Below are 25,019 nucleotides of genomic sequence, written 5' to 3'. Positions count from 1 at the left end.
GTCTCATTGTCCGCTGACTGATGCTCGGGGATCATCGGCGCTTCATCCATGCGAGGGGAGGCGCCGATGACACGAGTTTTGACACTGTTCCTGCTGCTTTTTGGCAGTGCTGCGACCGCCGAGATGACGGTGACACAGGTCACCGACAACAGCTACGCTTTGGTTGGCCCAATCGGGAACCGCGACGCTGAGAACCTGGGAAACAACTCGACCCACGGTCTGGTGGTCACACCGCAAGGCGCCATCTTGATAGACGCCGGAGGCAGCTTTCTGGGAGCCCAGGCGCTGCACCAGGTGATCCGCGACGTCACCGATCAGCCGGTGAAATATGTGATCAACACCGGCGGGCAGGATCATCGCTGGATGGGGAACGGATACTGGAAAGCGCAAGGAGCAATTGTGATCGCCTCGGCTGACGCGGTTGCGGACCAACGCGACCGGTCCTCGATGCAGCTGTCCGTTCTGGACGCACTGATCGGCAACGAGAACCTGACCGGGACCGAGCCCGCCTATGCCGACATCACCTTTGATGAATATTACGATCTGTCCCTGGGGGGAGTGACTCTGCAGATCCAACATCAGGGCGGCGCTCATACGCCGGGCGATTCCTATGTCTGGCACCCTGCCGCGCAAACGGTATTTACGGGCGACATCGTCTATATCTCGCGCATGTTGGGCGTGATCGAGGTATCAGACAGCGCCAATTGGCTTGAGGTTTTTGACGAAGTCGCCGCCCTGGGCCCCGCCCATGTTGTGCCCGGCCATGGCCCCGCGACTGACCTGGCACGGGCCAAGGCTGACACGCGTGACTACCTGGAAAACCTGCGCAATCGGATGCGCGATCTGATCGACAACGGAGGCGACGTGATTTCCTCGGTCACCGTGGATCAAAGCGGCTTTGCCTACCTGGCCAATTTTGACCAGCTGGCCAAGCGCAACGCGCAAGCCGTGTTCATCCAGATGGAGTGGGAGTGACCGCCCAGTCCAACTGAGCACGTGTCTCGATCGCGCAGGGACGAACGCGGCGCAGGTGGGCCAGTGCTTCGGCTGGGGGCTGGCCCGCGTCCACCATCAGCCGCAGCGCCGCCATACCCGAGCGTCCGCATCCCCCCATGCAATGGACCAGCACCCGCCCGCCGCCAGTCAGAGCTTTGCGTGCGGCTTGACTGACCTCGGGCCACCGGGCGGCAACATCGGCGCCCGGCACTCCGAAATCCTCGACCGGCAGATGTACCCAGCGCGTCCCGGAATCGCGCAACCTTTGCCCCAGGTCGCGAATGCCATGGGCGACCATCTCGGCCTCGGTTGTCATCGAGATCACGATGGCCGGCTGCCATTCGCGCATATGCTCCAGATCTGCGTCATAGTCCCCGCCGCGACCCGGTAGGGGCGACAAGGCCAGGATACCATCTCCCAGCTGCAAGGCATGAATGACGAAATCGGGCATGTCCCTCCTAATGGATCACAGCGACTTGGCGCTCTAGGTATCACAAGTTGCGATCTGACCGCATTTATATCCCATCCCAAGCCACCGCGCACGATGTTCCGCGCGTAAGGCTATGCGGTTGGGGCACTCGGCCCGCGCACCGGCCAGCACCGCGGCGCGCATGAGGCCTCTGATCAGGCATTCCGGTAGACGCGCCGCCCCCGCGGGCTTAGGTTACCTCAAACCCGCGATTCAGAAGGCCCCGGCATGAGCGATACTCCCGAAAAAGGTTACCAGGTTCTGGCCCGTAAATACCGGCCCGAAACCTTTGCCGATCTCGTCGGGCAAGGCGCCATGGTCCGCACCCTGAAAAACGCGTTCGAGGCCGACCGCATTGCCCAGGCCTTTGTCATGACTGGCATTCGCGGAACCGGGAAAACCACGACCGCGCGGATCATCGCCAAGGGCATGAACTGCATCGGCCCGGATGGCAATGGCGGCCCGACGATTGAACCTTGCGGGCAATGCGAACATTGCGTCGCCATCATGGAAGGCCGCCACGTCGATGTGATGGAAATGGACGCCGCCAGCCGCACCGGTGTGAATGACATCCGCGAGATCATCGAGAGCGTCCACTACCGCGCGGCCTCGGCCCGCTACAAGATCTACATCATCGACGAGGTTCACATGCTGTCGACCAGCGCGTTCAACGCGCTGCTCAAGACGCTGGAAGAGCCCCCGGCACATGTGAAATTCATCTTCGCCACCACCGAGATTCGCAAGGTTCCCGTGACCGTTCTGTCGCGTTGCCAGCGCTTTGATCTGCGCCGGATCGAACCCGAAGACATGATCGGCATGCTCAAGCGGATCGCTGGCGCCGAGGGCGCCCAGATCGCCGAGGATGCACTGGCCCTGATCACCCGCGCGGCCGAAGGCTCGGCCCGGGATGCGACCTCGCTCTTGGATCAGGCGATCAGCCATGGCGCGGGCGAGACCTCGGCCGATCAGGTGCGCGCGATGTTGGGCCTGGCTGACCGCGGCCGCGTGCTGGACCTGTTTGACATGATCATGAAGGGCGACGCGGCCGCCGCGCTGACCGAACTGGGCGGGCAATATGCGGATGGGGCCGATCCCATGGCCGTGCTGCGCGATCTGGCCGAGATTACGCACTGGATCAGCGTCGTTCAAATCACCCCCGAAGCCGCCGAGGACCCAACCGTTTCCCCGGACGAACGCGCGCGCGGACAAGACATGGCCAACCGCCTGCCCATGCGAGTACTGACTCGGATGTGGCAAATGCTGCTGAAAGCGCTGGAAGAGGTCGGTCACGCCCCCAACACCATGATGGCCGCCGAGATGGCGATCATCCGCCTGACCCACGTGGCTGATCTGCCCGCGCCCGAGGATCTGGTGCGCCGGCTGAAAGACGCCACGCCTCCGCCGCCCCCGCCTCCGGGTGGTGGACGGGCCGCGCCGTCTGCGCCCATGGGCCAGACCGATGCCTATTCAGGCGGCCAAGCGCCCTCGGGGTCGTCTGGTGGCCCGGTGATGGCGCTGGCGCAAGACTTGGATCAGGCCCTGGCCCGCTTCCCCACGTTCGAGCATGTTTACGAGCTGATCAAGGAACGCCGCGATGGCCTGCTGCAGGCCCATGTGGCAAAATACATGCGGCTGGTCAGCTACAGCCCCGGTCGGATTACATTTCAGCCGACGGATGATGCCCCTTCGGACCTGTCGCAACGCCTTGGTTCAAAGCTGCAAAGCTGGACCGGTAATCGCTGGGCTGTCATCGTGGCCAATGAAGGCGGCGCCGAAACGATCTATGAAAAAGAACACGCGGCCGAGATCGCACTGAGAAAAGAGGCCGCAGCGCACCCGATGGTACAAGCCGCTCTGGCCGCTTTTCCAAATGCCAAAATCACCGAGGTCCGCACCTACGAAGACCTTGCCGCTGAAGCTCAGGCCGACGCCCTGCAAGAGGTCGAGGACGAATGGGATCCTTTCGAAGAGGATTAACCGCCCTGCCCCTTGTCCGCACCCCTCGGCACTGCGATATGAAGGCAAACACATCCCGCGCACCCCGCGCCCGACACACAGGAGACAGCATATGCTGAAAGGTCTAGGCAACCTTGGCGATATGGCCAAGATGATGAAAACCGCCAAGGAAATGCAGGAAAAAATGACCACCCTGCAAGAGGAAATGGCCACTATGACCGTGACCGGTGAATCCGGTGCGGGGCTGGTCAAGGCAACCTGCACCCTGAAATCCGAACTGACGGCGCTGGACATTGACCCCTCGATCTTCCAACCCGACGAAAAAGAAGTGGTCGAGGATCTGATCCTGGCCGCAATCAAGGACGCGCAGGCCAAGGCGGCCGATAAAGCTCAGGCCGAGATGGCCAAATTGACCGAAGGTCTGGGCCTGCCCGCGGACATGAAACTGCCCTTCTGATCCGGCATGAGCAGCAACCGCGATATTGACGCTCTGATCGAGACGATGGCCAAGCTGCCCGGGCTTGGCCCCCGCTCGGCCCGGCGCGCGGTGCTGCACCTGATCCGCAAACGCGCCCTGCTGCTAAGCCCCTTGGCAGCCCAAATGCAGGCCGTCGCCGACACCGCGCGCGAATGCCTGAACTGCGGCAATATCGGCTCCGGGGACGTCTGCGATATCTGCACCTCCGAGGCGCGGGCCACCGGCGTTCTGTGCGTTGTCGAAGACGTGGCCGACCTGTGGGCGATGGAACGATCGGGCGTATTCAAGGGCCGCTATCACGTGTTGGGCGGCACCTTGTCGGCACTGGATTCCATCGGCCCGGACGAGCTGCGCATCCCCCGGCTGGTTGACCGCGTGAAATCCGAAGGCGTAACCGAGGTGATCCTTGCGCTGAATGCCACCATCGACGGCCAGACCACCGCCCATTACATCGCCGATCAGCTTGAAGGTCAGGTTACGCTTAGCTCGCTGGCGCAAGGCGTGCCCATCGGCGGCGAGCTGGATTATCTGGACGACGGCACCATCACCGCCGCCCTGAATGCGCGTAAACCGCTTTAAATCACCACCACGTCCAGCGGCGGGAACCCGTTGAACCCGACTGACGCATAGGTCGAGGTATAGGCACCGCAATTGCGGATGATGATGCGATCGCCAGCTTTCAGCCCAACGGGCAATTGAACGGGCCGCTTTTCATACAGAACGTCGGCGCTGTCACAGCTGGGACCGGCCAGCACGCACGGACCGGTGTCCTCATGGTCACGATCGGTGATGAACTGGTAGCGGATCGCCTCGTCCATGGTTTCGGCCAGACCCGAGAATTTACCGATATCCAGATAGACCCAGCGCAGCAGGTCGTCGTCGGACTTGCGCGAGACCAGCAGAACCTCGGCGGCGATCATGCCTGCCTCGGCCACCATACCGCGGCCCGGTTCGGCCATGATACGTTCGGCACCGGGGAACCGTGCCTCGACCATTTCCATCACGCGGGCGGCGTAGATGGTGGGGGGCTCGATCGCCTCGCCATAAAAGGCGGGAAATCCGCCACCAATGTTAATCAGCGACAGGTCAAACCCCTGTGCGCGAGCCGTGGTCCATACGGCGGCAACCTGATCCAGCGTGTCCACCCACATCTCGGCGCGTTTGGTTTGACTGCCGACGTGGAAAGACAGGCCGACCGGCTGCAGCCCCAGCTCGACCGCGCGGCCCATCAAGCGCAGCGCCATCGCCGGGTCGCAACCGAACTTGCGCGACAGCGGCCAGTCCGCCTCGGTCGAACCGACCAGCAGACGGACATAGACCTGCGCGCCGGGTGCGTGTTCTGCGATCTTTTCCAGCTCTTCCTCGGCATCCGCGGCGAATAGGGTGATCCCAACCTGATGAGCGAACGCAATATCCGAAGGCCGCTTGATCGTGTTGCCGAACGAAATCCCCGAGGGGTGCGCCCCCAGTGACAGGCACAGCTCGATCTCGGCGCGAGATGCAGCGTCAAAGTGGCTGCCTTCGGCAACCAGCACCTCCAGCACTTCGCGCGCCGGGTTCGCCTTGACGGCATAATGGATGTCTGCGCGGCCCAAGCCAGCCTTCAGCGCCTGGAATTGCCGCGCCACAGCGGCGCGTTCCAGCACCAGCGTGGGGCGATCAAAATTCATGGAACGGATAAAGGCCTCGATACCATCGCAGGTGCGAATGGCGTCACTGCCCGTGAAGGGTGCTACGTATGCGTTCATGGTCATCTCCAATAGACCCGGCCATATATGACCGCTCACTTCCAAGGGAGACGTTACCGTCGCTACGTAAACACAAGCCCGTATCCGGACCCGGCCAGAGGCGCGTGCGTTGGCGTCTGTGACGGCGGGATTTAGGGCCAAGCCCCTTACCGATCAAGAAAAATTTGCACCGGTGCGTAAGAATTTCCGCCAGGTGCGGACGCACCTAATTTCTGATCAAAAGTTGGAACGCCACGACGGCGCCCCGTTAGGTGCAAAAATTCGCACAAATTCGATGATCTTCTGGGGCGCCGCCGGTCAGCACCTGAAATACGATCAAATTCACGCCGAGCAGCTGCGCCACGCCCGCAACATGGACCCGGCCGGTGCGGACAGAATCACTGGGCCCAAACGCAAAAGACCCGAGCGTTTCGCCCGGGTCTTTGTATGCTTCACGAGGCCCAAAATCACGGCTGTTCGTCGTCGTCCGATCCACCGGGAAGGTTGAAGAAGCTGTCGGCGTCCGAGAAATCCTCGTCCTTCTTCTCTTCTTCGTCGTCCTTCAGGCTGAAGGTTTCCAGACCCTCGATCGCAGTTGGGATCTTCGGCTCGGTCTCCATGGTCAGGCTTTGTTCGGTCGACAGCAGCTTGCGGCGCTCGTCATCCGACATCGCCTCGCCATCGGCGGCTTTCTTGGCGGCGGCTTTCTGAACGGCGGCATCCAGCTCGGACTGTTTACACAGGCCCAGCGCAACCGGGTCGATCGGCTGCATGTTGGCGATGTTCCAGTGCTCGCGGTTGCGGATCGACTGGATCGTCGGCTTGGTGGTGCCCACCAGCTTGGCGATCTGGCCGTCGGTCAGCTCGGGGTGAAATTTCACCAGCCACAGGATCGAGTTAGGACGGTCCTGACGTTTCGACAGGGGCGTATAGCGCGGGCCACGGCGTTTTTCTTCACCCTGAGCGGCGGCGTTATACTTCAGCTTCAGCTTGTGCAGCGGATTTTTCTCGGCGGTGGCGATCTCTTCGTCGGTCAGCTGGTTGTTGGCGACCGGGTCAAAGCCCTTTACGCCGGGGGCCACGTCGCCATCGGCGATGCCTTGAATTTCCAGCTCGTGCATCCCGACAAAATCGGCAATCTGCTTGAAGCTGATCGTGGTGTTGTCGATCAGCCAAACAGCGGTTGCTTTCGCCATAATTGGTTTGGCCATGTCATCTCTCCTTGACGCAAATCTTCCCCGTTGCCTGAAATCAGGCGGCCCTCGTTCGGGCGGGTTTCCATTGTAGGGGAACTTGGGGCCTATATAGTGGCCTTTGCCAAAGAAGGAAAGAGTGAATGAGATTTGTCAGTTTGGCCCTGCTTTTTGTGCTGAGTTTCGCCACCCCCGCCCGTGCTGAAGGGGAAAAATCCGGCCAGTTCGACTACTACGTTCTGGCGCTTAGCTGGTCGCCCAACTGGTGCGCGGTTGAAGGCGACAAGCGCGGATCCCCCCAATGTGACGACCGGCACGATTACGGCTGGGTTCTGCATGGGCTGTGGCCGCAATATCATCGCGGCTGGCCGTCATTTTGCCGGACGCTGGAGCCTCAACCAACCCGCAGCATGACCGAAGATATGACGGATATCATGGGCAGTTCGGGGCTGGCCTGGTACCAGTGGAAAAAGCACGGCACATGTTCGGGCCTGACCGCCAGTCAGTACTACGAGCTGTCCCGCCGTGCCTATAAGCAGGTCAACCGCCCTCAGATTTTCCGCAAGCTCAGCAAACCCGTGAAGATCCGCCCTTCGGTGGTGGAGGCGGCCTTTTTGAAGGAAAACCCAGGCTGGACACCGGATATGCTGACCATCACTTGCCGCGAAGGGCACATCCAAGAGGCACGCCTGTGCCTGTCCAAGTCCCTGCAACCGGTGCCGTGCGGACAAGACGTGGTGCGGGATTGCAAACGGACGGATGCGTTGTTCACACCCGTCCGTTAAAAGCTTTTACAAGACGTATTAAAGGGCCAAGTCATCGGGCGATTTGCCCGTTTCCAGTGCAGAAGTGAACCAGTGGGGGCGGCGGCCTTTTCCGGTCCAGGTTTTGCTTGGATCGCTGGGATGGGCAAATCGCGGCGCCCCTTTGGATTTAACACCTTTCAGCGGCTGCCCCGTCAATTCGGACAGGCTGAAACCCATTTCCTTGGCTTTCGCCTCAAGCTCGGCCAACGCGGCCTGTTTTTGTCGGTCTTCATACGAGTCAATTGCTTTGCCGATTTTCTTCTGCAACGCTTTCAACTCAGGCAAGGACAACTCGGCCAGAGTGGCCGCCGATATTGTCTTTGGGTCTGCCATCATTAGTGCTCCCTTCCAAAATAGCATGCAGCGCGTTTGGACTATTGGGATGAAAAATGCAACTTATCTCGTTGAAAACAAAACACATTCAAAGCTTTGTGATGGCTTTTTCGACACTCCCACCCCAATTGCGTGAACAATGAATGGAAGTGTGCGTTTTTTTCCACCAGAACTTGGGTCAGGGAAGTAAAATCGTGCAGCCAGTCGTTTTCCGAGCTTCAAGGGCTTTATGTGCCTCGACCACGTTGTCCAATTCGAAACGCTGATCGATTCGGATTTTCACATCCCCGGCCAGAACTTTACTGAACAGGTGCCGCGCCATTTCCTGACACGTGTCGTGTTCTGCGATGTGGGTGAACAATGTCGGACGTGTGACTTTAAGCGAGCCTTTTTGACCCAGAATGCTCAAACTGAACGGCGGCACAGGCCCCGAGGCATTCCCGAACGAAATCATCATTCCCAAGGGCTTGAGGCTATCCAACGATCCCTCGAATGTGTCCGCACCGACCGCATCCATCACAACATCAACACCGGCGCCGTCCGTCAGCTCTCGCACACGCGCGGCGAAATCCTGGGTCCGGTAGTTGATGCAATGCGTGGCGCCGTGGTCCAGCGCCAGTTGGCATTTTTCATCGGTGCCGGCGGTGCCGATCAGGGTGATCCCCTCGGATCGGGCCCATTGGCAGGCGATCAGCCCCACACCGCCAGCGGCAGCATGAAACAGAACCGTGTCTCCAGCCTTTAGCGGAGTTGTGCGGTGGAACAGATATTGGGCCGTCATGCCCTTGAGCATCATCGCCGCACCGTCCTCGAATGACACGCCGTCCGGCAGCGGACACACTTGCGCGGCGGGCATTACCCGAGCCTCGCTGTACGCACCCGGAGGCATGGCCGCATAGGCTGCGCGATCGCCGACCTTAAGATGGGTGACTCCCTCGCCCACGGCTTCGATAACGCCCGCAGCCTCCATTCCCAGCGTCAGGGGCAAGTCCAGCGGATACAGCCCGCTGCGCTGATAGCAGTCGATGAAGTTCAGCCCGCAAGCCTTGTGCGCAATGCGAATCTCGCCCGGGCCGGGATCGCCAACGGGGCGATCCTCGATCTGCATAACATCGGCCCCACCGTATTCGTGGATCACTACTGTTTTCGCCATGTCGTCCCCTCCCGTTTGCGACCTTAGACCTTCAGAACAATCTTACCGATATGACCACCGCTTTCCATCCGCGCGTGCGCCTTGCTGGCGTCAGCCAGATCAAATTCGCTGTCCATCACGGGCGCGATCTTGCCCGCGTCCAGCAACGGCCAGACGTTTTCGCGCAGGCTGTCTGCGATCTTGGCCTTGGCCAGATCGCTTTGTGGGCGCAGGGTCGAACCTGTTATCGTCAGGCGGCGCGTCATCACCTGGACAAAGTTCATCTCAACCTTGGGGCCCTGCAGGAAAGCGATCTGCACCAGGCGGCCGTCATCAGCCAGCGCGCGGATATTGCGCGGGATGTACAGCCCGCCAACCATATCAAGGATCAGATCAGCGCCGCCTTCGGCTTTCATCACGTCCACGAAGTCTTCGTCTTTGTAAATTATCGTCCGCTCGGCCCCCAGCGCTGCACAAGCGGCGGCCTTTTCCTGATTGCCGACGGTGACAAACACACGCGCACCGAATTCACGGGCCAACTGGATCGCGGTCGTGCCAATCCCGGACGAACCGCCATGGATCAAGAACCTTTCACCCGCCTTCAGGCCACCCCGCTGAAAGACGTTGGACCAGACGGTGAAATAGGTCTCGGGCAGGCAGGCGGCCTCTTTCAAACCCATGCCCTGAGGCACCGGCAGGCAATGCGCAGCAGGTGTCGCCACGTACTCGGCATAACCGCCTCCGGGCAGCAAGGCGCAAACCTGATCGCCAACGGACCAGCCGCTGACACCTGCGCCAATCGCCACGATCTCGCCCGCGGCTTCCAGTCCCGGCAGATCGCTGGCGGTGGGCGGCGGCGCATAAGACCCCGCACGCTGCAGGGCATCGGGGCGGTTCACGCCCGCATAAGCCACCTTGATCACCACCTGCCCCGCGGCAGGCTGGGGCACCGGCCGCTCACACAGCTTCAGGACATCGGGTCCACCCGGTTCGGTGATTTCCACCGCCCGCATCATATCGCTCATCGCGTTCTCCTCAGGTCTCGTTATTGAAATGGCCGGGCAGGTCGTCACGCGCGCTGGCAGGGGGTTTCACCTGCGACAGCACCGCCATGGGGCCGGCCAGAAGCGCGCTGAGCGCCTTGTTGTTGCGGACACCGGCCTTGAATTTCTCGAACCGCATGACGTCGTCTATGCGGCGATCCAAAAACTCCCATGTGTCCTGATTGTCCAGCGAATCGTCGCCCAGCCAGAACAGAACGGTCGAGCCATAGACCCCGCTGAGCGTCGCCCGCTTTGTGTACCAGTTCACATCGTCCGAGCTGTCGCCCAGCGTATTCCAGATCAGATCGCAGGTGTTCCAGATCAGCCGTGCCCCCTCGGGTGCGTGCTGCGGCAGGGCGAACAGGGTTGTACCGCGCCGGACGGCCTCTTTGTCATCGGCGGCCTCGATCCGGCAGCGCACCAGGGCAGCCACCTTTTCGCTGTATCGCATCTGCGTGCTGTCCAGCGCCTTGAAACGTTCGACCATCTGCCGGTCTCCGCGCTGATGATAAGCCACGGCCAGATCGGCCGCACCGCGCGGACAAATGGCCCGCGCCAAGGCCATCGAGGTTCCCGTATCCGTCACCGCGGCCTGAAACGTTTCCGCTGACCAGCCATCAAACGCGACATGGTTCAGCGCCGCATCCAGCAGGGTTTCCTTAAGGTCCGGGGTGGTCATGGCGGGCTCCTTTTCGGGCTTTGGGACACCCTAGACAAATAGGGCGGCCTTTGCTATATGGCCACCTCCTGCAATTCATTGCAACTCAACTTAGAAAGGTGGTGAAAACCACATGCAGGTTAGCGTTCGCGACAACAATGTCGATCAGGCCCTTCGGGCTCTGAAGAAAAAGCTGCAGCGTGAAGGCGTGTTCCGTGAAATGAAGCTTAAGCAACATTTCGAGAAACCGTCCGTCAAAAAAGCGCGCGAGAAAGCTGAAGCCGTCCGCCGTGCCCGTAAACTGGCACGCAAGAAAGCTCAGCGCGAGGGTCTTCTCTAAGATCTCCTCACAGCTTGAATGCAAAGAAGACCCCCGTGCCTGGCCCGGGGGTTTGTCTTTTTCAGGGGCCCGCTGCACCATCCGGACGGGCCGGAAATAGATGCCAAATGCCAAAGCGCGCGCTGGATGAAACCGGCGCGCGCTTTGCTTTATTTAGATGAAAAACCCCGACCTGATAAGGCTGCCGCGGGAAAGAGGAGGAGCGGACAGCGCCGGACAGGCCGGGGAAGAGCGGGGCGGATTGGAGTTCGCCCCTTACCCAAAAGCTGTAACTTAGAAGAAGCCCAGCTTGTTGGGGTTGTAGCTGACCAGCATGTTCTTGGTCTGCTGATAGTGGTCCAGCATCATCTTATGGGTCTCGCGACCGATGCCCGACTGTTTGTAACCACCAAAGGCCGCATGGGCCGGGTAGGCGTGGTAGTTGTTGATCCAGACACGACCAGCTTCGATATCACGGCCAAAGCGATAGGCACGGGTGCCATCGCGGGTCCAGACACCGGCGCCCAGGCCGTACATGGTGTCGTTGGCGATCGCCAGGGCTTCTTCTTCGGTTTTGAAGGTGGTCACCGAGACAACCGGGCCAAAGATTTCTTCCTGGAAGACGCGCATCTTGTTGTGGCCCTTCAGGATGGTCGGCTGAACATAGAAACCGTCAGCGATGTCGCCATCGAACTTGGCAGCGTCGCCACCGGCCAGAACTTCGGCACCTTCTTCGACACCGATCTGCAGGTAAGACATGATCTTGTCATGCTGCTGCTGGCTGGCTTGAGCGCCGACCATGGTTTCCAGCTCGCGCGGGTCGCCTTGTTTGATAGCTTTCACACGGGCGATGCAGCGCTCGATGAACTCTTCGTAGATGTCTTCCTGGATCAGGGCGCGCGACGGGCAGGTGCAAACCTCGCCCTGGTTGAAGGCGAACAGAACGAAGCCTTCGACCGCTTTGTCCAGGAACGCATCGTCCTGAGCCATCACGTCCGAGAAGAAGATGTTCGGCGATTTGCCGCCCAGTTCCAGCGTCACCGGGATCAGGTTCTCGGTCGCGTATTGCATGATCATGCGGCCGGTTTCGGTCGAACCGGTGAAGGCGATTTTCGCGATACGCGGCGATTTCGCCAGCGGAGCACCAACCTCGGCGCCATAACCGTTGACGATGTTCAGAACACCGGCGGGCAGCAGGTCGGCGATGCACTCCATCAGGACCATGATCGCGGCGGGGGTCTGCTCGGCGGGTTTCAGCACGATGCAGTTACCGGCGGCCAGTGCAGGTGCCAGTTTCCAGGCAGCCATCAGAACCGAGAAGTTCCACGGGATGATCTGGCCGACAACGCCCAGCGGCTCGTGGAAGTGATAGGCCACGGTGTCGTGGTCGATCTCGGACATGTTACCTTCCTGGCCACGCAGAACGCCAGCGAAGTAACGGAAGTGGTCAACCGACAGAGGGATGTCAGCGGCAGTGGTTTCACGGATCGGCTTACCGTTGTCCCAGGTCTCGGCGGTGGCGATCAGGTCCAGGTTTTCTTCGATGCGGTCAGCGATCTTCAGCAGGATGTTCGAACGCTCAGCGGCCGAGGTTTTTCCCCAGGCATCTTTTGCTGCGTGTGCGGCGTCCAGCGCCAGCTCTACATCCGCTGCGCCCGAGCGCGCCACTTCACAAACCTTGTGGCCGGTGATCGGGGTGATGTTGTCCAGGTACTTGCCTTCGACGGGGGCAACGAACTTGCCGCCGATGAAGTTGTCATAACGCTCTTTGAAGGGCGAGGCATACTTGGATGCTGCGGGATTGCTCATTTCATTCATTTGGAATTCTCCTCCTCAGGTGCCGGGTATCCGGCGGATGAAGAAGAGCTTTCCGTGATTCGAAGTGTGAAACAGCCCCGTCAAAGCGGTCGGTGAGGGCGAACTGTCTCAGGAGTGAGACACCATGATACAGTTCTTGCGCGGGGCTTAGTCCAGCCGCAGGCGCTTCATCCGGCGGTACAGCGTGGCGCGCCCGATCCCCAGCTCGCGGGCGGCGGCGCTGGCGTTTCCGCCCGCACGCGCCAGCGCACGGCGCAGGGCGGCGCGTTCGGCGCGCTCCAATCCGGTTTCATTCGGCTCGGCGCTTTGGGACAGCCCCAGCACATCCGAGGCCGGGCGCTGCGCCGTGAAGCTGTCCGCATCCAGCCCCAGTTGACGGCGCGCAGCGCGCGTGGCGCCGATCACCAGGTCATCGGGGTCCACGGCCAGCAGCAACGCCTCGTTCGTTCGGCCAGCACCCACATCGATGAAACGTGCCCCGGCATAGGCGGCGCGGAAATGCTCGGTCTCGATCTGGCGGGCGGTCTGCGCAACCGCGTTCGAGATCAGCCGCGTGTATCCCTCGGTTTGGTCGGCGCGGCACGAGGAAACATCGACAGCGGCAATCACCTCGCCATTGGCACCATAGATCGGCGCGTCCATGCAGCTCATACCGATATTTCGGCTGTGAAAATGTTCATCACGGTGGATCACCAACTGACGTTTCTCGGCCAGACAGGTACCGATACCGTTGGTCCCCTCGACCTGTTCGCTCCAGATGGAGCCATTGCACAGGCCCCAGCCATCAAAAATCCCCGCATCCGCGGCGTCGCGGCGCTCTTCCAGAACGACGCCCTCGGCATCGGTCAACAGAACGCAGCACCCCGCCATGCCGACCAGGTGAAACAACTGGTCCAAACGAGGGTTCGCCAGCTCGAGGAAATCGCCCAAGGCATCACGGCGCCGGTTCAGGTCGGATTGAGTGGTGCGTTCGGGCGCGCGCTTGGTCCGCGGGTCCAGGCCATATGTCACGGCCGAGCGCCGCCACGACGCCGCCACGCGCGAAGTCGCCGCCGCACGCGAGGAATGCGCGCCTTCCAGAACTCGATCTGCGTGGTACAACGACATGTGGCCCTCTGTTCTCCTCATACTCGGGGTCGCGTCTGCCGCGAGACTAGGCAGCCTTTCCGCTTACCGTCTAGACCGACCAACGTCGCACCGCCCGGGCAATGCGTTTGCCAAAACGGTGAGCTGTGTCCAGATCTTCGCTCGCAACCAGCTGCGTTTTGTCCCGCACCGTGGTCGCGCTGAGACCCAGCCAAGCGCCCGTCTGGTTGATCCCCGGCTTGGTCTGATCCACGGGCGCACCGATCTGATCCTGCCCGATCCAGATCATCCCGTGCTGCATGGCGAAAATGTTCATCTGCATCAGAGTGCTTAGTTTATCACCCGCCGGAAAGGTCGCCACGGTGAAACCTGCGGCCAGCTTGTCGGCCCACAGCTGCTGCTCCCAAATGTCGCTGGTCGCATCCATGAAGGCTTTGAACTCGGCCGCGGGGCCACCCATATAAGTGGGCGCGCCGAACAAGATCGCGTCGGACGCCTCCAGCGCTTGCCAGTCCAGCGGCTCCATGCTGGTCACGTCGATCAACCGGGCGGCGCAATCCTCGCGCCCCAACGCAAGCGCTAGCGTATCGGCCAGCTTGCGGGTGTGCCCCGCGCCCGAGAAATAGGTGATCGCGATATTAACCATGATTGGGGGATGCCATGACGCAATCTTTGGATGCAAGCGCCCAGTGTGAATTCAAACAGGAAGCGCCGTGGTTTTGAACACAGTGCGCAGCGCGAACGAGGATTGCATTTGTGCCACCCCCGGCAACCGCGTCAGGTGCTGGCGGTGGATGCGGGCGAAATCCTCGGTGTTTTCGGCAACGACCTTGAGGATATAGTCCGCCGTTCCGGCCATCAGGTGGCATTCCAACACGTCCGGGATGCGGGCGACGGCCTTTTCGAAGGCATCAAGCGTTTCATCGGCCTGACCTTGCAGGGTTATCTCGACAAACACCGTGGTCGGAACACCCATCTTGCGGGCGTTCAGCAGGGCCACATAGCCCTTGATATAGCCGTCTTGCTCCAGCCGCTGCACACGCCGGTGGCACGCCGAAGGCGACAGGTTCACACTGTCGCTTAGCTCGGCATTGGAAATCCGGCCCGATTTTTGCAGCGCCCGAAGAATTCGTCGATCCGTGTCATCCAAAGACATCCAGTGCACATTCCTTCGAATTGTGATCCTCTTTGTCGCAGATTATCCCGAACTTTCCGGAAAAGGCGACCCAGAATTCAAGTTTCTCCGCACGAAGCTGCGACATTCTGTCAATAGGCCCAAAATTTCGGCGCGGGAGGAATTCGCATGAAAATCGGTTGCCCATCAGAAATCAAAGCTCAGGAATTTCGTGTCGGCATGACGCCGAACGCAGTTAAAGAGGCCACCGCCCACGGTCATCAGGTGTATATCCAAACCGGAGCAGGCCTTGGCTCGGGGTTCGACGATTCCTCGTACAAAGTGGCTGGCGCGACCATCATGGACAGCGCAGCCGAGGTTTTCGCAACCGCAGACATGATCGTGAAGGTCAAGGAGCCCCAGGCAGACGAGCGCAAGATGCTGCGCGAGGGGCAATTGCTGTTCACCTATCTGCACCTGGCGCCGGACCCTGAACAGACGCATGACCTGCTGGCCTCGGGATGTACGGCGATCGCCTACGAGACCGTGACAGCCGCAGATGGGACCCTGCCCCTGCTTGCCCCCATGTCCGAGGTCGCGGGCAAGCTGGCGCCTCAGGTCGGGGCTTGGACCTTGCAAAAGGCCAATGGCGGACGCGGCGTATTGATGGGGGGCGTGCCCGGTGTCGGCCCGGCCAAGGTGGTAGTGATCGGCGGCGGCGTAGTCGGCACCCACGCGGCGCGCGTGGCGGCTGGCATGGGCGCGGACGTGACTGTGTTGGACATGTCACTGGCCCGAATGCGCTATCTGGACGATGCATTTCGGCGTGATTTCGGAACTGCCTATGCCTCGAAGGGAAATACGGCCGAGCTGATTACCCAAGCGGACCTTGTCATCGGCGCCGTGCTGATCCCCGGCGCGGCCGCCCCCAAACTGGTCAGTCGCGCTCAGCTGTCCACGATGAAGCCCGGAGCGGCAATCGTGGACGTGGCCATTGATCAGGGTGGCTGTTTCGAGACCTCACGCCCGACCACCCACCAGGACCCGATATTCGAAGTAGACGGCATCATGCACTATTGCGTGGCCAACATGCCCGGAGCCGCCGCCCGCACCGCAACGATCGCGCTGGGGAACGCCACGATGCCCTTCTTGCTGGCGCTGGCCAACAAAGGTTGGAAGCGCGCCTGCGCCGAGGATCCGCATCTGTTGAACGGTCTGAACGTACACGCCGGTCAGTTGACCTATTACGCGGTCGGCAAAGCGCTGGGGCTGGACGTGGTCTCGCCCCAGCTGATGGTGAAATAGACGCTTAGCCCTTGTTCAGGGCGTCGCGGATCTCCAGCAGAACGTCCAGTTCGCTGGGGCCCTTCGGGGCCTCGGGGGCTGCCTCTTCTTCTTTTTCGGCGGCTTCCTTGGCTTTGTTCACACCTCTGACCAGCATGAACACGACGAAGGCGATGATCACGAAATTGATCACGGCCATGATGAAGCTGCCATAGGCAAAGATCGAGGCCCCAGCCTCGCGCGCGGCCTCAAGGCTGGCGCCTTCGGGGACATCCCCGCCCAGAACAGCGTAGTTGTTGGTGAAATCGACGCCACCGGTGAACAGGCCGATGATCGGGTTGATCAGGTCAGCGACCATGGATTTGACGATCGCGGTAAAGGCCGCGCCGACGATGATCCCTACGGCCATGTCCATGACATTGCCTTTGGCGATGAACTTTTTGAACTCTTGAAGCATTGGTTTCCCTTCCCTCTTTTGACGCTGCCGTCCTGTTTGCGCACATCTGAGCAGCGATTGGTGCGATATTCCACACCTTACCCCCCTGTTGCATCGGGAAAAAATCCATAAATTCCCCTCCAAAGCCGCAAACCCGGAGCATGGCATGACTTTCCCTGACAATTTCCCCATTAACAAGCGCTGGCCCTCGGAGACGCCCGAGGTCTTGCAACTGTATTCGTTCCCCACTCCGAACGGGGTGAAAATCTCGATCATGCTGGAGGAGATCGGCCTGCCATACGAGGCACACCGGGTCACGCTGGCCGATGCAGACGTGAAATCCCCCGAGTTTCTTTCGCTGAATCCCAACAACAAGATCCCCGCCATCATCGATCCCGACGGTCCCGGCGGCGAACCGATGGGCCTGTGGGAATCCGGTGCGATCCTGATTTACCTAGCTGAAAAGACTGGGAAACTTCTGCCTTCTGACTCGGCCAAACGCTATGAGGTTCTGCAGTGGGTCATGTTCCAGATGGGCGGCGTCGGACCTATGTTTGGGCAACTTGGATTTTTCTACGCTTTCGGCGGCAAGGACATCGAAGATCCCCGCCCGCGCGAGCGTTATATCAACGAGGCCAAGCGCCTATTGTCCGTGATCGAACAAAAACTGGACGGTCAGGACTGGTTGTGCGGGGACTACTCGATCGCTGATATCGCCCTGGGCGGCTGGCTGCGGATGATCGAATATTACGGCGCAGCAGAGACCGTGGGCTGGAATGACTTGCCCCGCACGCGGGCCTATCTGGCCCGTTTCCTGGCACGCCCAGCTGTGCAGAGTGGGATGAACATCCCCCCGCGCGAGGGCTGATCACCCAGCGCGGATATCATCCACGATCTTTTCGGCCATCATGATGGTCGGCGCGTTTGTGTTGCCCCCGATCAGGCGCGGCATCAACGAGGCGTCGACCACCCGCAGCCCCTGCATCCCGCGCACCCGGCCTTGGGTGTCGGTTACGGCCATCTCGTCCGTGCCCATGCGGCAGGTGCCAACCGGATGATAAATCGTGTCGGCGCGGGCGCGGATGTCCGCCTCCAGCGCCGCGTCACTGCCATCTTGCGGATACAGCCGCTTGCCCCGCCAAGGGGCCAGCGGGGCAGCGGTCAGAAGCGTTTCCATCTGCCGGGCGCCGGTCATCAACAGCTCAAGGTCACGCGGATCTGACAGGAACGCCGGGTCGATCCGCGGCGCGTCGCGCGGGTTGGCCGATCTCAGCCCCACTTGCCCACGCGAGAACGGCCGCAGCACGCAGACATGACACGAGAATCCATGATTCAGATGGATTTTCCGCATGTGGTCATCCACGATTCCCACGACGAAATGCAACTGCAGATCCGGGCGCTCAATCCGTGGATCTGAACGGAAAAAGGCCCCTCCCTCGGCAAAGGGCGTGGCGAACAGGCCCGTCCCGGTTTTGCGCCAGCGCAGACCCGCACGGACCAAACGCGTCAGCCCACCAGGCGTCAGCCCGATAACGTCCTTGCGCGGCGAGGTATACGAGATCACATAGTCCAGGTGATCCTGCAGGTTCTGCCCCACGCCCGGCAGCACATGCGCAGGCTGGATGCCGTGTTGGCGCAACTCGTCCTCGGGGCCGATCCCGGACAGCATCAACAGCTGCGGCGACATCAGGGCCCCGGCGGACAGGATGACCTCTTGCCGTGCCTTCAGGTATCGCGTGTGCCGATTGTGCTGAACCTCGACCCCTGTTGCGCGTGTTCCGTCCAACAGCACTCGATTGACCCGAGCGCGGGTCAGGACGGTCAGGTTATGTCGCTTCATCGCCCCAAACAGATAGGCCGCCGCAGCCGAGGATCGTTCGCCCTTTTGCGGCCCGTCGTGGAACTGGGTGACCTGAAACAGGCCCGCTCCTTCTTGTCGGGGGCCGTTGAAATCATCGTTGCGGCGGATCTGCACCTGCTCGGCCGCATCAATGAAGGCGCGGGCAATGGGGCGCGGTTCGCTTTGGTCGGTGACACTTAGCGGGCCCTGATCGCTGTGCAGTTCGTCGGCCCCACGCGCGTTCCGCTCGGATCGCTTGAAATAGGGCAGCACGCTGTCCCAATCCCAGCCCTCGCACCCCAGCTCGGCCCACTCGTCGTAATCCTTGGGGTGGCCGCGCACATAAAGCATGGCGTTGATCGCGCTGGAGCCTCCCAGCGCTTTGCCGCGCGGCTGATACCCCCGGCGCCCGTTCAGGCCCGGCTGCGGTTCCGTCTGCAAGGCCCAATTGTTGATCTTTGGCCGCCCGGAAACCATCGTGGCCACCATCGCCGGAGCGCGGATAACGAAATCGCGCCCTGCGCCACCGGCCTCGAGCAAGCAGACCGAGACCTTGGGGTTTTCACTTAGTCGCGCGGCCAGCACCGACCCAGCCGAGCCTCCGCCAACGATCACATAGTCATATTCCATGCGCGCCTCCCGCCGCTAAGCTAATGGGCCGCGCGGCAGGACGCCTAGCATGACGCCACGCAAACTTAGCCCGGCAAGGCGCCCGTCAGCACATATCGCAGGATTTCAACCACCTGGCGCGGCTCTTCGGTGACGGCCAAAGCTGCGGCGTCCACCTCTTTCAGCGCATGCTGATGATCGGGTCCGTGAAGCACGATCAGGGACTTACCCAAGGCGGCGGCATAGCCCGCATCAAATGCCGCGTTCCACTGTTTGTACTTGTCACCAAAGCGCACCACGACCACATCCGCCTGTTCGATCAGGCGGCGGGTGCGGATTGCGTTCAGCTTGGCGCCTTTGTGGTCGTGCCAAAATTTGTTCGGCTCTGCTCCCATGATGGCCACGCCGCAATCATCGCTGGCGGCGTGATCGGTGACAGGCGACGCGAAAACCACGTTCAACCCGTCCGAGCCTTCGATGATCTGCTCGCGCCAATCGGTGTGAATTTCCCCGGAAAGATAGACGTTCAGCGTCATGCCCCTACTCCTTTGTTGCGTCGCCCAAGCGGCGCGCCATGAAAACCTTGTTGCCCTCGCGCCCAGTTTCAATCCAGCCCAGCCGCGTATAGATGGTCACGTTGTCGGGCATCGCGATATGTGTGGTCAAGGCCAGGTTGGTGACGCCAAAGGCGTGCGCGGCGTCCTCCATCCGCGCCAAAAGAGCCTTGGCCAGACCGCGGCCCGCGTAAGCAGGATCAACCGCCAGATTGGCCAGGTGCCAGTTTTCGGCCCCGGCCACGGCGATCAACACACCCGCAATATCGCCCGCCTGTTCCCAGACCCAGACCTGATTGTCGCGCACGTCCTCGGCCACGCCATCCGCGACCGGCGGCAGGGCGATCCCGGCCTGGCGATACCCTTCATAAGCGGCCTGGATGCAAGCGATGATCTCGTCCACATCCCCGGCTTTGGCTTTGCGCACACTCATCCCGGCCCCCATTGCGATTGAAAAAGGGGCCACGCAGGCCCCTTTTTCGGTTCGAATAGTTTTGCCGAGGGCGCAGGCCGCGTCAACCGCGCAGCTCGCCGCCCGTCGCTTTGCTGACTTTTTCGACGATCTTGGCAGCAACGGCCTCGATGTCTTTTTCCTTCAGCGTCTTGTCTGTCGGCTGCAAGCGCACTGTGATGGCGATGGATTTCTTACCCTCACCTAGCGAGCCGCCGATGAACTGGTCAAACACCCGTACGTCGTCGATCAGTACCTTGTCGGCGCCGGCAGCGGCGTTTACCAGTTTCAGCGCCTCGACATCTTCGTCCACGACAAAGGCAAAGTCACGCTCGACCGCTTGCAGATCGCTGATCTCCATCGCAGGGCGGGTCGAGGTTTTCTTCTTCGGTTCGGGCACTTCATCGGGCCAGATCGCAAAGGCGACGGCAGGGCCTTTGACGTCCATTTCGGCCAGAACCTTGGGGTGCAACTCGCCAAAGACGGCCAGCACCTTTTTCGGCCCCAGACAGATTTTGCCCGAGCGACCCGGATGCCACCAGCCCGGCACGCCGCGCAGGATTTGCACCTTGGTGGGGGCACCGATGGCGGACAGAACGGCCTCGGCATCGGCCTTGGCATCAAAGACATCCACCGCACGGCTGGCGCCGTGCACGTCTTTGGGGCCAGTGCGCCCGACCAGCAGGCCAGTCACAAGATTATGTTGCTCGCGCGGTTCGCCGCCGTGGAAGGCAGGGCCGACCTCGAACAGGGCCATGTCCATGAAACCGCGCGCCTGATTGCGCGCCGCGGCCTGCAACAGACCGGGCAGCAGCGCGGGGCGCAGGTGGCTCATCTCGCTTGAGATCGGGTTCTCCAGCATGGTTTCATCCGTCCCGCCGCCGAACAGGGCCGCAGCCTTTTGATCGATGAACGAGTAGGTGACGCATTCATTGTACCCCAGCGCCGCCGAGGTCCGGCGGGCGATCTGTTCGCGTTTTTGCGCGGTGGACAAGATCATTTTCGGCACACCTGCATCAACGCGCGGCAACGGCTGGCTTTGCAGCTTGGTCAGGGAAACGACGCGCGCGACCTCTTCGACCAGGTCTGCCTCGCCCATCACGTCCGGACGCCAGCTGGGCACGTGGGCCTGATTGCCCTCAAGGCGGAAGCCCAGCTTGGTCAGGATCTGACGCTGCTCGGATTCCGGGATCTCCATGCCAACCAGCGACTGAATGCGCGCGGCGTCCAATTTATAGGCGCGGCTCACATCCGGCACGGCGCCAGCTATCACCACGTTCGAAACCTCGCCCCCGCACAGATCCAGAATCATCTGGGTCGCGTCATCCAGCGCCTGCATGTTGTATTCCGGGTCGATCCCCCGTTCATTGCGATAGCGCGCGTCGGTGTTGATCTTCAGCGCACGGCCGGTCATTGCGATCTGGATACGGTCCCAGTACGCAGCTTCGACAAAGACATTCACGGTGCCCTCGGTACAGCCCGAGTGCAGTCCGCCCATGATGCCGCCGATCGATTCCACGCCGTTGTCGTCCGAGATAACAACCTGGCCTTCACCGAAGGTATATTCCTTCTCGTCCAGACCCATCATCGTCTCGCCGCCCTTGGTGCGGTGGACGCGCAGATTGCCCTGCACCTTGTCCGCATCGAACACGTGCAGCGGGCGGTTGCGGTCATAGGTGAAGAAGTTGGTCACATCCACCAAAGCCGAGATCGGACGCAAGCCAATAGCCTTCAGACGATCCTGCAGCCATTGCGGGCTGGGGCCGTTCTTTACGCCTTTGATCAGGCGGCCAGCAAACACCTCGCAGCCGTTTTCGGCGGTGTCTTCGTCGATCGAGACTGTGAGCGGGCTGACAAAGGTGCCTTCGATATTGGCGGTCTTGGCAGGCTTCATCTCGCCCAGGCCGCGCGCGGCCAGATCCAGCGCAATCCCGCGCACGCCCAGTGCATCCGGGCGGTTCGGGGTGATGGCGATGTCGATCACCGGGTCCACTTTGGCGGGGTCGTTTTCGGCCAGCCAATCGGTGAATTTCTGACCGACCTCGCCCGAGGGCAGCTCGATAATGCCGTTATGTTCGTCCGACAGCTCCAGCTCGCGCTCGGAGGCCATCATGCCGTGGCTTTCGACGCCGCGGATATTGCCAACGCTCAGCGTCACATCGATACCGGGGACGTAATCGCCGGGTTTGCACAGCACCACGGTGATGCCTTCGCGGGCGTTGGGCGCGCCGCAGACGATCTGTTTCTCGCCGTCATCTGTGTCCACCTTGCAGACGCGCAGACGGTCAGCATCGGGGTGCGGTTCGGCATGTTTAACTTTGGCCAGCGTGAAATTGGCCAGTTTCGAGGCCGGGTCGATGACCTCTTCGACCTCAAGACCCAGATCGGTCAGGGCATAGAGGATTTCATCAAGAGTGGCCTCGGTCTCGAGGTGCTCTTTCAGCCAGGAGAGGGTGAATTTCATTGGTCGGTCTCCTTGTGGAGAGAATTCAGAATAGCGTTCAAGGCAATGTCACAAGCAAAGCGCCCGGCCCGGGGTGGGTGCGGAACGCGCCCGCCCATGGGGGCGGGTCGGGCGCGGCGCGCGGCTGACGCCACGCGCGGGCTTGCCGAAATCATCACCGCGACAGGCCCCCGTGCAGGGTGGGCACGTCCAGCGAGGCAAAGCCGTAGTGGCGCAGCCAGCGCAGGTCGCTGTCAAAGAAGGCGCGCAGGTCGGGGATGCCGTATTTCAGCATAGCCAGACGGTCGATCCCGATGCCAAAGGCAAAGCCCTGGTACACCTCGGGGTCGATGCCACCGGCGGCCAGCACCTTGGGGTGCACCATGCCCGAGCCCAGAACCTCGAGCCAGTCGTCACCTTCGCCAACCTTGACCGAGCCATTGTCCCAGCGGCACTGGATATCGACCTCGGCCGAGGGTTCGGTGAAGGGGAAGTGCGAGGCGCGGAAGCGGGTTTTTACATCCGTCCCGAAGAAGGCCGAGAAGAATTCCTCGAGCACCCATTTCAGGTTCGCCATCGAGATGTTCTTGTCCAGCGCCAGACCTTCGACCTGATGGAACATGGGCGTGTGGGTCTGATCATAGTCGCAGCGATACACACCGCCCGGACAGATGATGCGGATGGGCGCGCCGGTCTTCTCCATCGAGCGGATCTGAACCGGGCTGGTGTGGGTGCGCAGCACATGCGGCGGACGATTGTCACCCTCGGCGCGGTGCATATAGAACGTGTCCATTTCGGCCCGCGCGGGGTGGTGGCCGGGGATGTTCAGCGCGTCGAAGTTATACCAGTCAGTCTCAACGCGCGGACCTTCGGCCACGGAAAAACCCATGTCGGCGAAGATCGCGGTGACTTCCTCGGTGACCTGGCTGACCGGGTGGATGGTGCCCTGACGCTGCGGACGGACCGGCAGCGTGACGTCCAGCCATTCGGTTTTCAGGCGTTCTTCCAGCGCGGCATCGGCCAGCGCGGCCTTTTTCGCGGCCAGCGCGCTGTTGATCTCGTCCTTCAGTGCGTTCAGCCTGGGGCCCATGACCTGCCGCTCTTCTGGGGTCATCTTGCCCAGCTCGCGCATTTTCAGGGCAACCTCGCCCTTTTTGCCAACGGCCTGAAGACGAATGTCCTCTAGCGCGTTTTCATCACCGGCGCCCGAGATCGCGCCCAGATACTTGTCTCTCAGATCGTCCATCCGACCCTCCAATTCCGTTGGCACCCTGTTACCAGCACAGGCCCAAAACGCAAGAAGCCGCGAGACCCCAAAAGGTCCGCGGCTTCTTTAATGTGTCACCCAGGTTGGGTTTACGCGAGCGCGGCCTTCGCCTTTTCGACGATGGCTTCGAATGCTGCGGGCTCGTGCACGGCCAGATCGGCCAGGACCTTACGGTCAACTTCAACACCGGCCAGGTTCAGGCCGTTGATGAAGCGCGAGTAGGTCAGCGATTCGTCATGCGAGCGCACAGCTGCGTTGATCCGCTGGATCCACAGGGCGCGGAAATTCCGCTTGCGGTTCTTGCGGTCGCGAGTTGCGTACTGGTTTGCCTTGTCGACGGCCTGACGGGCCACCTTGAAGGTGTTTTTGCGACGGCCATAATAGCCTTTTGCGGCCTTGATGACTTTCTTGTGACGGGCGTGGGTCGTGGTTCCACCTTTAACGCGGGACATTGTCTAAATCTCCTCTTAGCGGTCGTAGGGCATGTAGCCCTTGACGATCTTGGCGTCGGGGGCGGACAGCGTGGTGTTGCCGCGTGCGTCGCGAATGAATTTCTTGGTGCGTTTGATCATGCCGTGGCGTTTGCCGGCCTGACCTGCCAGAACCTTACCGGTTGCGGTCACCTTGAAGCGCTTCTTGGCGCTCGACTTGGTCTTCATCTTGGGCATTTCCGTCTCCTTGTCTTTCAAACGGTTTGAACGCGACTCGGCATGCCTCTTCGGCCGGTCGCGCAGACAGGGGGGTGCTATACTGGGCGTTGATCAATCTGGCAAGTCGATTCTCAGATGAATTTTCCGACCACGCGGATAATAAGGTCGGGAATATCGTTGAACCTGTAGCCGCCCACGTGATGCGAGTGCGCCCACACCATCATCGCTCCGCCCAAAATCAACATTACCGAGGCGACGCGAGGCACGGCCCCGTCGCTCCAGGCAGAGACAATCGACGGGATTGCCATGATTGCAATAAACAAGCCCAGGACGAAAATAACATCCGGATCCATACTT

Annotated in this window: 28 protein-coding genes; 8 read left to right on the top strand and 20 right to left on the bottom strand. The window is 61.1% G+C overall.

The features are described 5' to 3' along the window. Positions 1–66: 66 nt before the first annotated feature. Positions 67–975, top strand: a complete 909-nt coding sequence (locus ACOQOQ_RS06545; RefSeq protein ID WP_420569332.1) for an MBL fold metallo-hydrolase — start codon at positions 67–69, stop codon at positions 973–975. Here the strand turns inward: ACOQOQ_RS06545 and ACOQOQ_RS06540 are convergent. Further along, entirely contained in the window at positions 953–1,447 is a 495-nt protein-coding gene (locus tag ACOQOQ_RS06540) for a protein phosphatase (RefSeq protein WP_420569331.1), read from the bottom strand. The genes ACOQOQ_RS06545 and ACOQOQ_RS06540 overlap by 23 nt on opposite strands. A gap of 246 nt (positions 1,448–1,693) precedes the next feature. Between ACOQOQ_RS06540 and ACOQOQ_RS06535 the strand changes: the two genes are divergently transcribed. From ACOQOQ_RS06535 to recR, 3 genes are all read left to right on the top strand, one after another. Beyond that, entirely contained in the window at positions 1,694–3,442 is a 1,749-nt protein-coding gene (locus ACOQOQ_RS06535) for a DNA polymerase III subunit gamma/tau (protein ID WP_420569330.1), read from the top strand. A 91-nt stretch (positions 3,443–3,533) separates the two neighbouring features. Further along, positions 3,534–3,878 (top strand): YbaB/EbfC family nucleoid-associated protein, encoded by a 345-nt coding sequence (locus tag ACOQOQ_RS06530; RefSeq protein ID WP_420569329.1) that lies wholly within the window; start codon positions 3,534–3,536, stop codon positions 3,876–3,878. A gap of 6 nt (positions 3,879–3,884) precedes the next feature. After that, positions 3,885–4,478 carry a recombination mediator RecR gene (gene recR, locus ACOQOQ_RS06525; RefSeq protein ID WP_420569328.1) on the top strand — a complete coding sequence of 198 codons (594 nt, stop codon included), beginning with the start codon at positions 3,885–3,887 and terminating at the stop codon, positions 4,476–4,478. Here recR and ACOQOQ_RS06520 read toward each other — a convergent pair. Together ACOQOQ_RS06520 and ACOQOQ_RS06515 are read right to left on the bottom strand one after the other, a co-directional pair. Further along, positions 4,475–5,647 carry a type III PLP-dependent enzyme gene (locus ACOQOQ_RS06520; RefSeq protein WP_420569327.1) on the bottom strand — a complete coding sequence of 391 codons (1,173 nt, stop codon included), beginning with the start codon at positions 5,645–5,647 and terminating at the stop codon, positions 4,475–4,477. The genes recR and ACOQOQ_RS06520 overlap by 4 nt on opposite strands. 446 nt (positions 5,648–6,093) lie before the next feature. Next, the gene (locus tag ACOQOQ_RS06515; protein WP_420569326.1) at positions 6,094–6,837 is read right to left on the bottom strand and encodes a DUF1013 domain-containing protein; all 744 of its coding nucleotides are present in this window, start codon (positions 6,835–6,837) and stop codon (positions 6,094–6,096) included. A 125-nt stretch (positions 6,838–6,962) separates the two neighbouring features. On the opposite strand from ACOQOQ_RS06515, the gene ACOQOQ_RS06510 reads away from it, so the two are divergent. Next, positions 6,963–7,604: a ribonuclease T2 family protein gene (locus tag ACOQOQ_RS06510; protein WP_420569325.1), complete on the top strand. Its 642-nt coding sequence runs from the start codon at positions 6,963–6,965 to the stop codon at positions 7,602–7,604. A gap of 18 nt (positions 7,605–7,622) precedes the next feature. Here ACOQOQ_RS06510 and ACOQOQ_RS06505 read toward each other — a convergent pair whose 3' ends face one another. The 4 genes from ACOQOQ_RS06505 to ACOQOQ_RS06490 all read right to left on the bottom strand — a co-directional run bounded on the left by ACOQOQ_RS06505 (position 7,623) and on the right by ACOQOQ_RS06490 (position 10,812). Beyond that, on the bottom strand, positions 7,623–7,958 hold the full coding sequence (locus ACOQOQ_RS06505; RefSeq protein WP_420569324.1) for an H-NS family nucleoid-associated regulatory protein: 336 nt from the start codon (positions 7,956–7,958) through the stop codon (positions 7,623–7,625). Between the two features lie 178 nt (positions 7,959–8,136). Next, complete coding sequence (locus tag ACOQOQ_RS06500; RefSeq protein ID WP_420569323.1) at positions 8,137–9,111, bottom strand: quinone oxidoreductase family protein; 975 nt, start codon at positions 9,109–9,111, stop codon at positions 8,137–8,139. Positions 9,112–9,134: 23 nt separating this feature from the next. Continuing rightward, on the bottom strand, positions 9,135–10,115 hold the full coding sequence (locus ACOQOQ_RS06495; protein ID WP_420569322.1) for an NAD(P)H-quinone oxidoreductase: 981 nt from the start codon (positions 10,113–10,115) through the stop codon (positions 9,135–9,137). Between the two features lie 10 nt (positions 10,116–10,125). After that, the gene (locus ACOQOQ_RS06490; RefSeq protein WP_420569321.1) at positions 10,126–10,812 is read right to left on the bottom strand and encodes a COQ9 family protein; all 687 of its coding nucleotides are present in this window, start codon (positions 10,810–10,812) and stop codon (positions 10,126–10,128) included. Positions 10,813–10,924: 112 nt separating this feature from the next. Between ACOQOQ_RS06490 and rpsU the strand changes: the two genes are divergently transcribed. Next, positions 10,925–11,131 (top strand): 30S ribosomal protein S21, encoded by a 207-nt coding sequence (gene rpsU, locus ACOQOQ_RS06485; RefSeq protein ID WP_043871123.1) that lies wholly within the window; start codon positions 10,925–10,927, stop codon positions 11,129–11,131. A 273-nt stretch (positions 11,132–11,404) separates the two neighbouring features. Here the strand turns inward: rpsU and ACOQOQ_RS06480 are convergent, their stop codons facing one another. From ACOQOQ_RS06480 to ACOQOQ_RS06465, 4 genes are all read right to left on the bottom strand, one after another. After that, a complete protein-coding gene (locus ACOQOQ_RS06480; protein ID WP_420569320.1) occupies positions 11,405–12,928 on the bottom strand; it encodes an aldehyde dehydrogenase family protein in 1,524 nt (507 codons plus the stop codon). Between the two features lie 147 nt (positions 12,929–13,075). Continuing rightward, positions 13,076–14,035 carry a GAF domain-containing protein gene (locus tag ACOQOQ_RS06475; protein ID WP_420569319.1) on the bottom strand — a complete coding sequence of 320 codons (960 nt, stop codon included), beginning with the start codon at positions 14,033–14,035 and terminating at the stop codon, positions 13,076–13,078. A gap of 70 nt (positions 14,036–14,105) precedes the next feature. Further along, a complete protein-coding gene (locus tag ACOQOQ_RS06470; protein ID WP_420569318.1) occupies positions 14,106–14,660 on the bottom strand; it encodes a flavodoxin family protein in 555 nt (184 codons plus the stop codon). 51 nt (positions 14,661–14,711) lie between these two features. Further along, positions 14,712–15,170 carry an Lrp/AsnC family transcriptional regulator gene (locus tag ACOQOQ_RS06465; protein ID WP_420569317.1) on the bottom strand — a complete coding sequence of 153 codons (459 nt, stop codon included), beginning with the start codon at positions 15,168–15,170 and terminating at the stop codon, positions 14,712–14,714. Positions 15,171–15,317: 147 nt separating this feature from the next. Here ACOQOQ_RS06465 and ald point away from each other — a divergent pair, with 147 nt between their 5' ends. Next, on the top strand, positions 15,318–16,433 hold the full coding sequence (gene ald, locus ACOQOQ_RS06460; protein WP_420569316.1) for an alanine dehydrogenase: 1,116 nt from the start codon (positions 15,318–15,320) through the stop codon (positions 16,431–16,433). A gap of 4 nt (positions 16,434–16,437) precedes the next feature. On the opposite strand, the gene mscL is transcribed toward ald, so the two are convergent. After that, a complete protein-coding gene (gene mscL / locus ACOQOQ_RS06455; protein ID WP_420569315.1) occupies positions 16,438–16,869 on the bottom strand; it encodes a large conductance mechanosensitive channel protein MscL in 432 nt (143 codons plus the stop codon). 145 nt (positions 16,870–17,014) lie between these two features. On the opposite strand from mscL, the gene ACOQOQ_RS06450 reads away from it, so the two are divergent. Further along, positions 17,015–17,716, top strand: a complete 702-nt coding sequence (locus ACOQOQ_RS06450) for a glutathione S-transferase family protein (protein ID WP_420569314.1) — start codon at positions 17,015–17,017, stop codon at positions 17,714–17,716. On the opposite strand, the gene ACOQOQ_RS06445 is transcribed toward ACOQOQ_RS06450, so the two are convergent. The 8 genes from ACOQOQ_RS06445 to ACOQOQ_RS06410 all read right to left on the bottom strand — a co-directional run bounded on the left by ACOQOQ_RS06445 (position 17,717) and on the right by ACOQOQ_RS06410 (position 25,015). Beyond that, positions 17,717–19,318, bottom strand: coding sequence for a GMC family oxidoreductase (locus ACOQOQ_RS06445; RefSeq protein ID WP_420569313.1), 1,602 nt, complete (start codon positions 19,316–19,318; stop codon positions 17,717–17,719). It abuts the gene before it with no gap. A 65-nt stretch (positions 19,319–19,383) separates the two neighbouring features. Then, positions 19,384–19,833, bottom strand: coding sequence for a YtoQ family protein (locus ACOQOQ_RS06440; RefSeq protein ID WP_420569312.1), 450 nt, complete (start codon positions 19,831–19,833; stop codon positions 19,384–19,386). A gap of 4 nt (positions 19,834–19,837) precedes the next feature. Further along, complete coding sequence (locus ACOQOQ_RS06435; RefSeq protein ID WP_420569311.1) at positions 19,838–20,284, bottom strand: GNAT family N-acetyltransferase; 447 nt, start codon at positions 20,282–20,284, stop codon at positions 19,838–19,840. An 82-nt stretch (positions 20,285–20,366) separates the two neighbouring features. Continuing rightward, a complete protein-coding gene (gene pheT / locus ACOQOQ_RS06430) occupies positions 20,367–22,766 on the bottom strand; it encodes a phenylalanine--tRNA ligase subunit beta (RefSeq protein ID WP_420569310.1) in 2,400 nt (799 codons plus the stop codon). 154 nt (positions 22,767–22,920) lie between these two features. Then, positions 22,921–23,991 (bottom strand): phenylalanine--tRNA ligase subunit alpha, encoded by a 1,071-nt coding sequence (gene pheS, locus ACOQOQ_RS06425; protein WP_420569309.1) that lies wholly within the window; start codon positions 23,989–23,991, stop codon positions 22,921–22,923. A 110-nt stretch (positions 23,992–24,101) separates the two neighbouring features. Next, complete coding sequence (gene rplT / locus ACOQOQ_RS06420) at positions 24,102–24,464, bottom strand: 50S ribosomal protein L20 (protein WP_420569308.1); 363 nt, start codon at positions 24,462–24,464, stop codon at positions 24,102–24,104. 15 nt (positions 24,465–24,479) lie between these two features. Further along, positions 24,480–24,680, bottom strand: coding sequence for a 50S ribosomal protein L35 (gene rpmI, locus ACOQOQ_RS06415; protein WP_010443552.1), 201 nt, complete (start codon positions 24,678–24,680; stop codon positions 24,480–24,482). Positions 24,681–24,793: 113 nt separating this feature from the next. Further along, positions 24,794–25,015 (bottom strand): hypothetical protein, encoded by a 222-nt coding sequence (locus ACOQOQ_RS06410; protein ID WP_420569307.1) that lies wholly within the window; start codon positions 25,013–25,015, stop codon positions 24,794–24,796. Positions 25,016–25,019: the final 4 nt, after the last annotated feature.

Origin of the sequence: Thalassovita sp. (assembly GCF_965218685.1) — a bacterium.
In the GTDB taxonomy this organism is placed as follows: domain Bacteria; phylum Pseudomonadota; class Alphaproteobacteria; order Rhodobacterales; family Rhodobacteraceae; genus Thalassobius.
Note: the sequence above shows the minus strand (reverse complement) of the source record. Positions and strands in the feature narration are given on the sequence as shown.

Bases quoted from the DNA above. Each gene is read 5' to 3' on its own strand.
- ACOQOQ_RS06435 (WP_420569311.1), bottom strand. From the start codon at position 20,284: ATGAGTGTGCGCAAAGCCAAAGCCGGGGATGTGGACGAGATCATCGCT.
- ACOQOQ_RS06410 (WP_420569307.1), bottom strand. From the start codon at position 25,015: ATGGATCCGGATGTTATTTTCGTCCTGGGCTTGTTTATTGCAATCATG.
- ACOQOQ_RS06450 (WP_420569314.1), top strand. From the start codon at position 17,015: ATGACTTTCCCTGACAATTTCCCCATTAACAAGCGCTGGCCCTCGGAG.
- ACOQOQ_RS06490 (WP_420569321.1), bottom strand. From the start codon at position 10,812: ATGACCACCCCGGACCTTAAGGAAACCCTGCTGGATGCGGCGCTGAAC.
- rpsU (WP_043871123.1), top strand. From the start codon at position 10,925: ATGCAGGTTAGCGTTCGCGACAACAATGTCGATCAGGCCCTTCGGGCT.
- rpmI (WP_010443552.1), bottom strand. From the start codon at position 24,680: ATGCCCAAGATGAAGACCAAGTCGAGCGCCAAGAAGCGCTTCAAGGTG.
- ACOQOQ_RS06520 (WP_420569327.1), bottom strand. From the start codon at position 5,647: ATGAACGCATACGTAGCACCCTTCACGGGCAGTGACGCCATTCGCACC.
- ACOQOQ_RS06535 (WP_420569330.1), top strand. From the start codon at position 1,694: ATGAGCGATACTCCCGAAAAAGGTTACCAGGTTCTGGCCCGTAAATAC.
- ACOQOQ_RS06505 (WP_420569324.1), bottom strand. From the start codon at position 7,958: ATGGCAGACCCAAAGACAATATCGGCGGCCACTCTGGCCGAGTTGTCC.
- ACOQOQ_RS06540 (WP_420569331.1), bottom strand. From the start codon at position 1,447: ATGCCCGATTTCGTCATTCATGCCTTGCAGCTGGGAGATGGTATCCTG.
- ACOQOQ_RS06530 (WP_420569329.1), top strand. From the start codon at position 3,534: ATGCTGAAAGGTCTAGGCAACCTTGGCGATATGGCCAAGATGATGAAA.
- ACOQOQ_RS06500 (WP_420569323.1), bottom strand. From the start codon at position 9,111: ATGGCGAAAACAGTAGTGATCCACGAATACGGTGGGGCCGATGTTATG.
- ACOQOQ_RS06545 (WP_420569332.1), top strand. From the start codon at position 67: ATGACACGAGTTTTGACACTGTTCCTGCTGCTTTTTGGCAGTGCTGCG.
- rplT (WP_420569308.1), bottom strand. From the start codon at position 24,464: ATGTCCCGCGTTAAAGGTGGAACCACGACCCACGCCCGTCACAAGAAA.
- ACOQOQ_RS06470 (WP_420569318.1), bottom strand. From the start codon at position 14,660: ATGGTTAATATCGCGATCACCTATTTCTCGGGCGCGGGGCACACCCGC.
- ACOQOQ_RS06515 (WP_420569326.1), bottom strand. From the start codon at position 6,837: ATGGCCAAACCAATTATGGCGAAAGCAACCGCTGTTTGGCTGATCGAC.
- pheT (WP_420569310.1), bottom strand. From the start codon at position 22,766: ATGAAATTCACCCTCTCCTGGCTGAAAGAGCACCTCGAGACCGAGGCC.
- recR (WP_420569328.1), top strand. From the start codon at position 3,885: ATGAGCAGCAACCGCGATATTGACGCTCTGATCGAGACGATGGCCAAG.
- pheS (WP_420569309.1), bottom strand. From the start codon at position 23,991: ATGGACGATCTGAGAGACAAGTATCTGGGCGCGATCTCGGGCGCCGGT.
- ACOQOQ_RS06465 (WP_420569317.1), bottom strand. From the start codon at position 15,170: ATGTCTTTGGATGACACGGATCGACGAATTCTTCGGGCGCTGCAAAAA.
- ACOQOQ_RS06510 (WP_420569325.1), top strand. From the start codon at position 6,963: ATGAGATTTGTCAGTTTGGCCCTGCTTTTTGTGCTGAGTTTCGCCACC.
- ACOQOQ_RS06495 (WP_420569322.1), bottom strand. From the start codon at position 10,115: ATGAGCGATATGATGCGGGCGGTGGAAATCACCGAACCGGGTGGACCC.
- ACOQOQ_RS06440 (WP_420569312.1), bottom strand. From the start codon at position 19,833: ATGACGCTGAACGTCTATCTTTCCGGGGAAATTCACACCGATTGGCGC.
- ACOQOQ_RS06480 (WP_420569320.1), bottom strand. From the start codon at position 12,928: ATGAATGAAATGAGCAATCCCGCAGCATCCAAGTATGCCTCGCCCTTC.
- ACOQOQ_RS06445 (WP_420569313.1), bottom strand. From the start codon at position 19,318: ATGGAATATGACTATGTGATCGTTGGCGGAGGCTCGGCTGGGTCGGTG.
- ald (WP_420569316.1), top strand. From the start codon at position 15,318: ATGAAAATCGGTTGCCCATCAGAAATCAAAGCTCAGGAATTTCGTGTC.
- mscL (WP_420569315.1), bottom strand. From the start codon at position 16,869: ATGCTTCAAGAGTTCAAAAAGTTCATCGCCAAAGGCAATGTCATGGAC.
- ACOQOQ_RS06475 (WP_420569319.1), bottom strand. From the start codon at position 14,035: ATGTCGTTGTACCACGCAGATCGAGTTCTGGAAGGCGCGCATTCCTCG.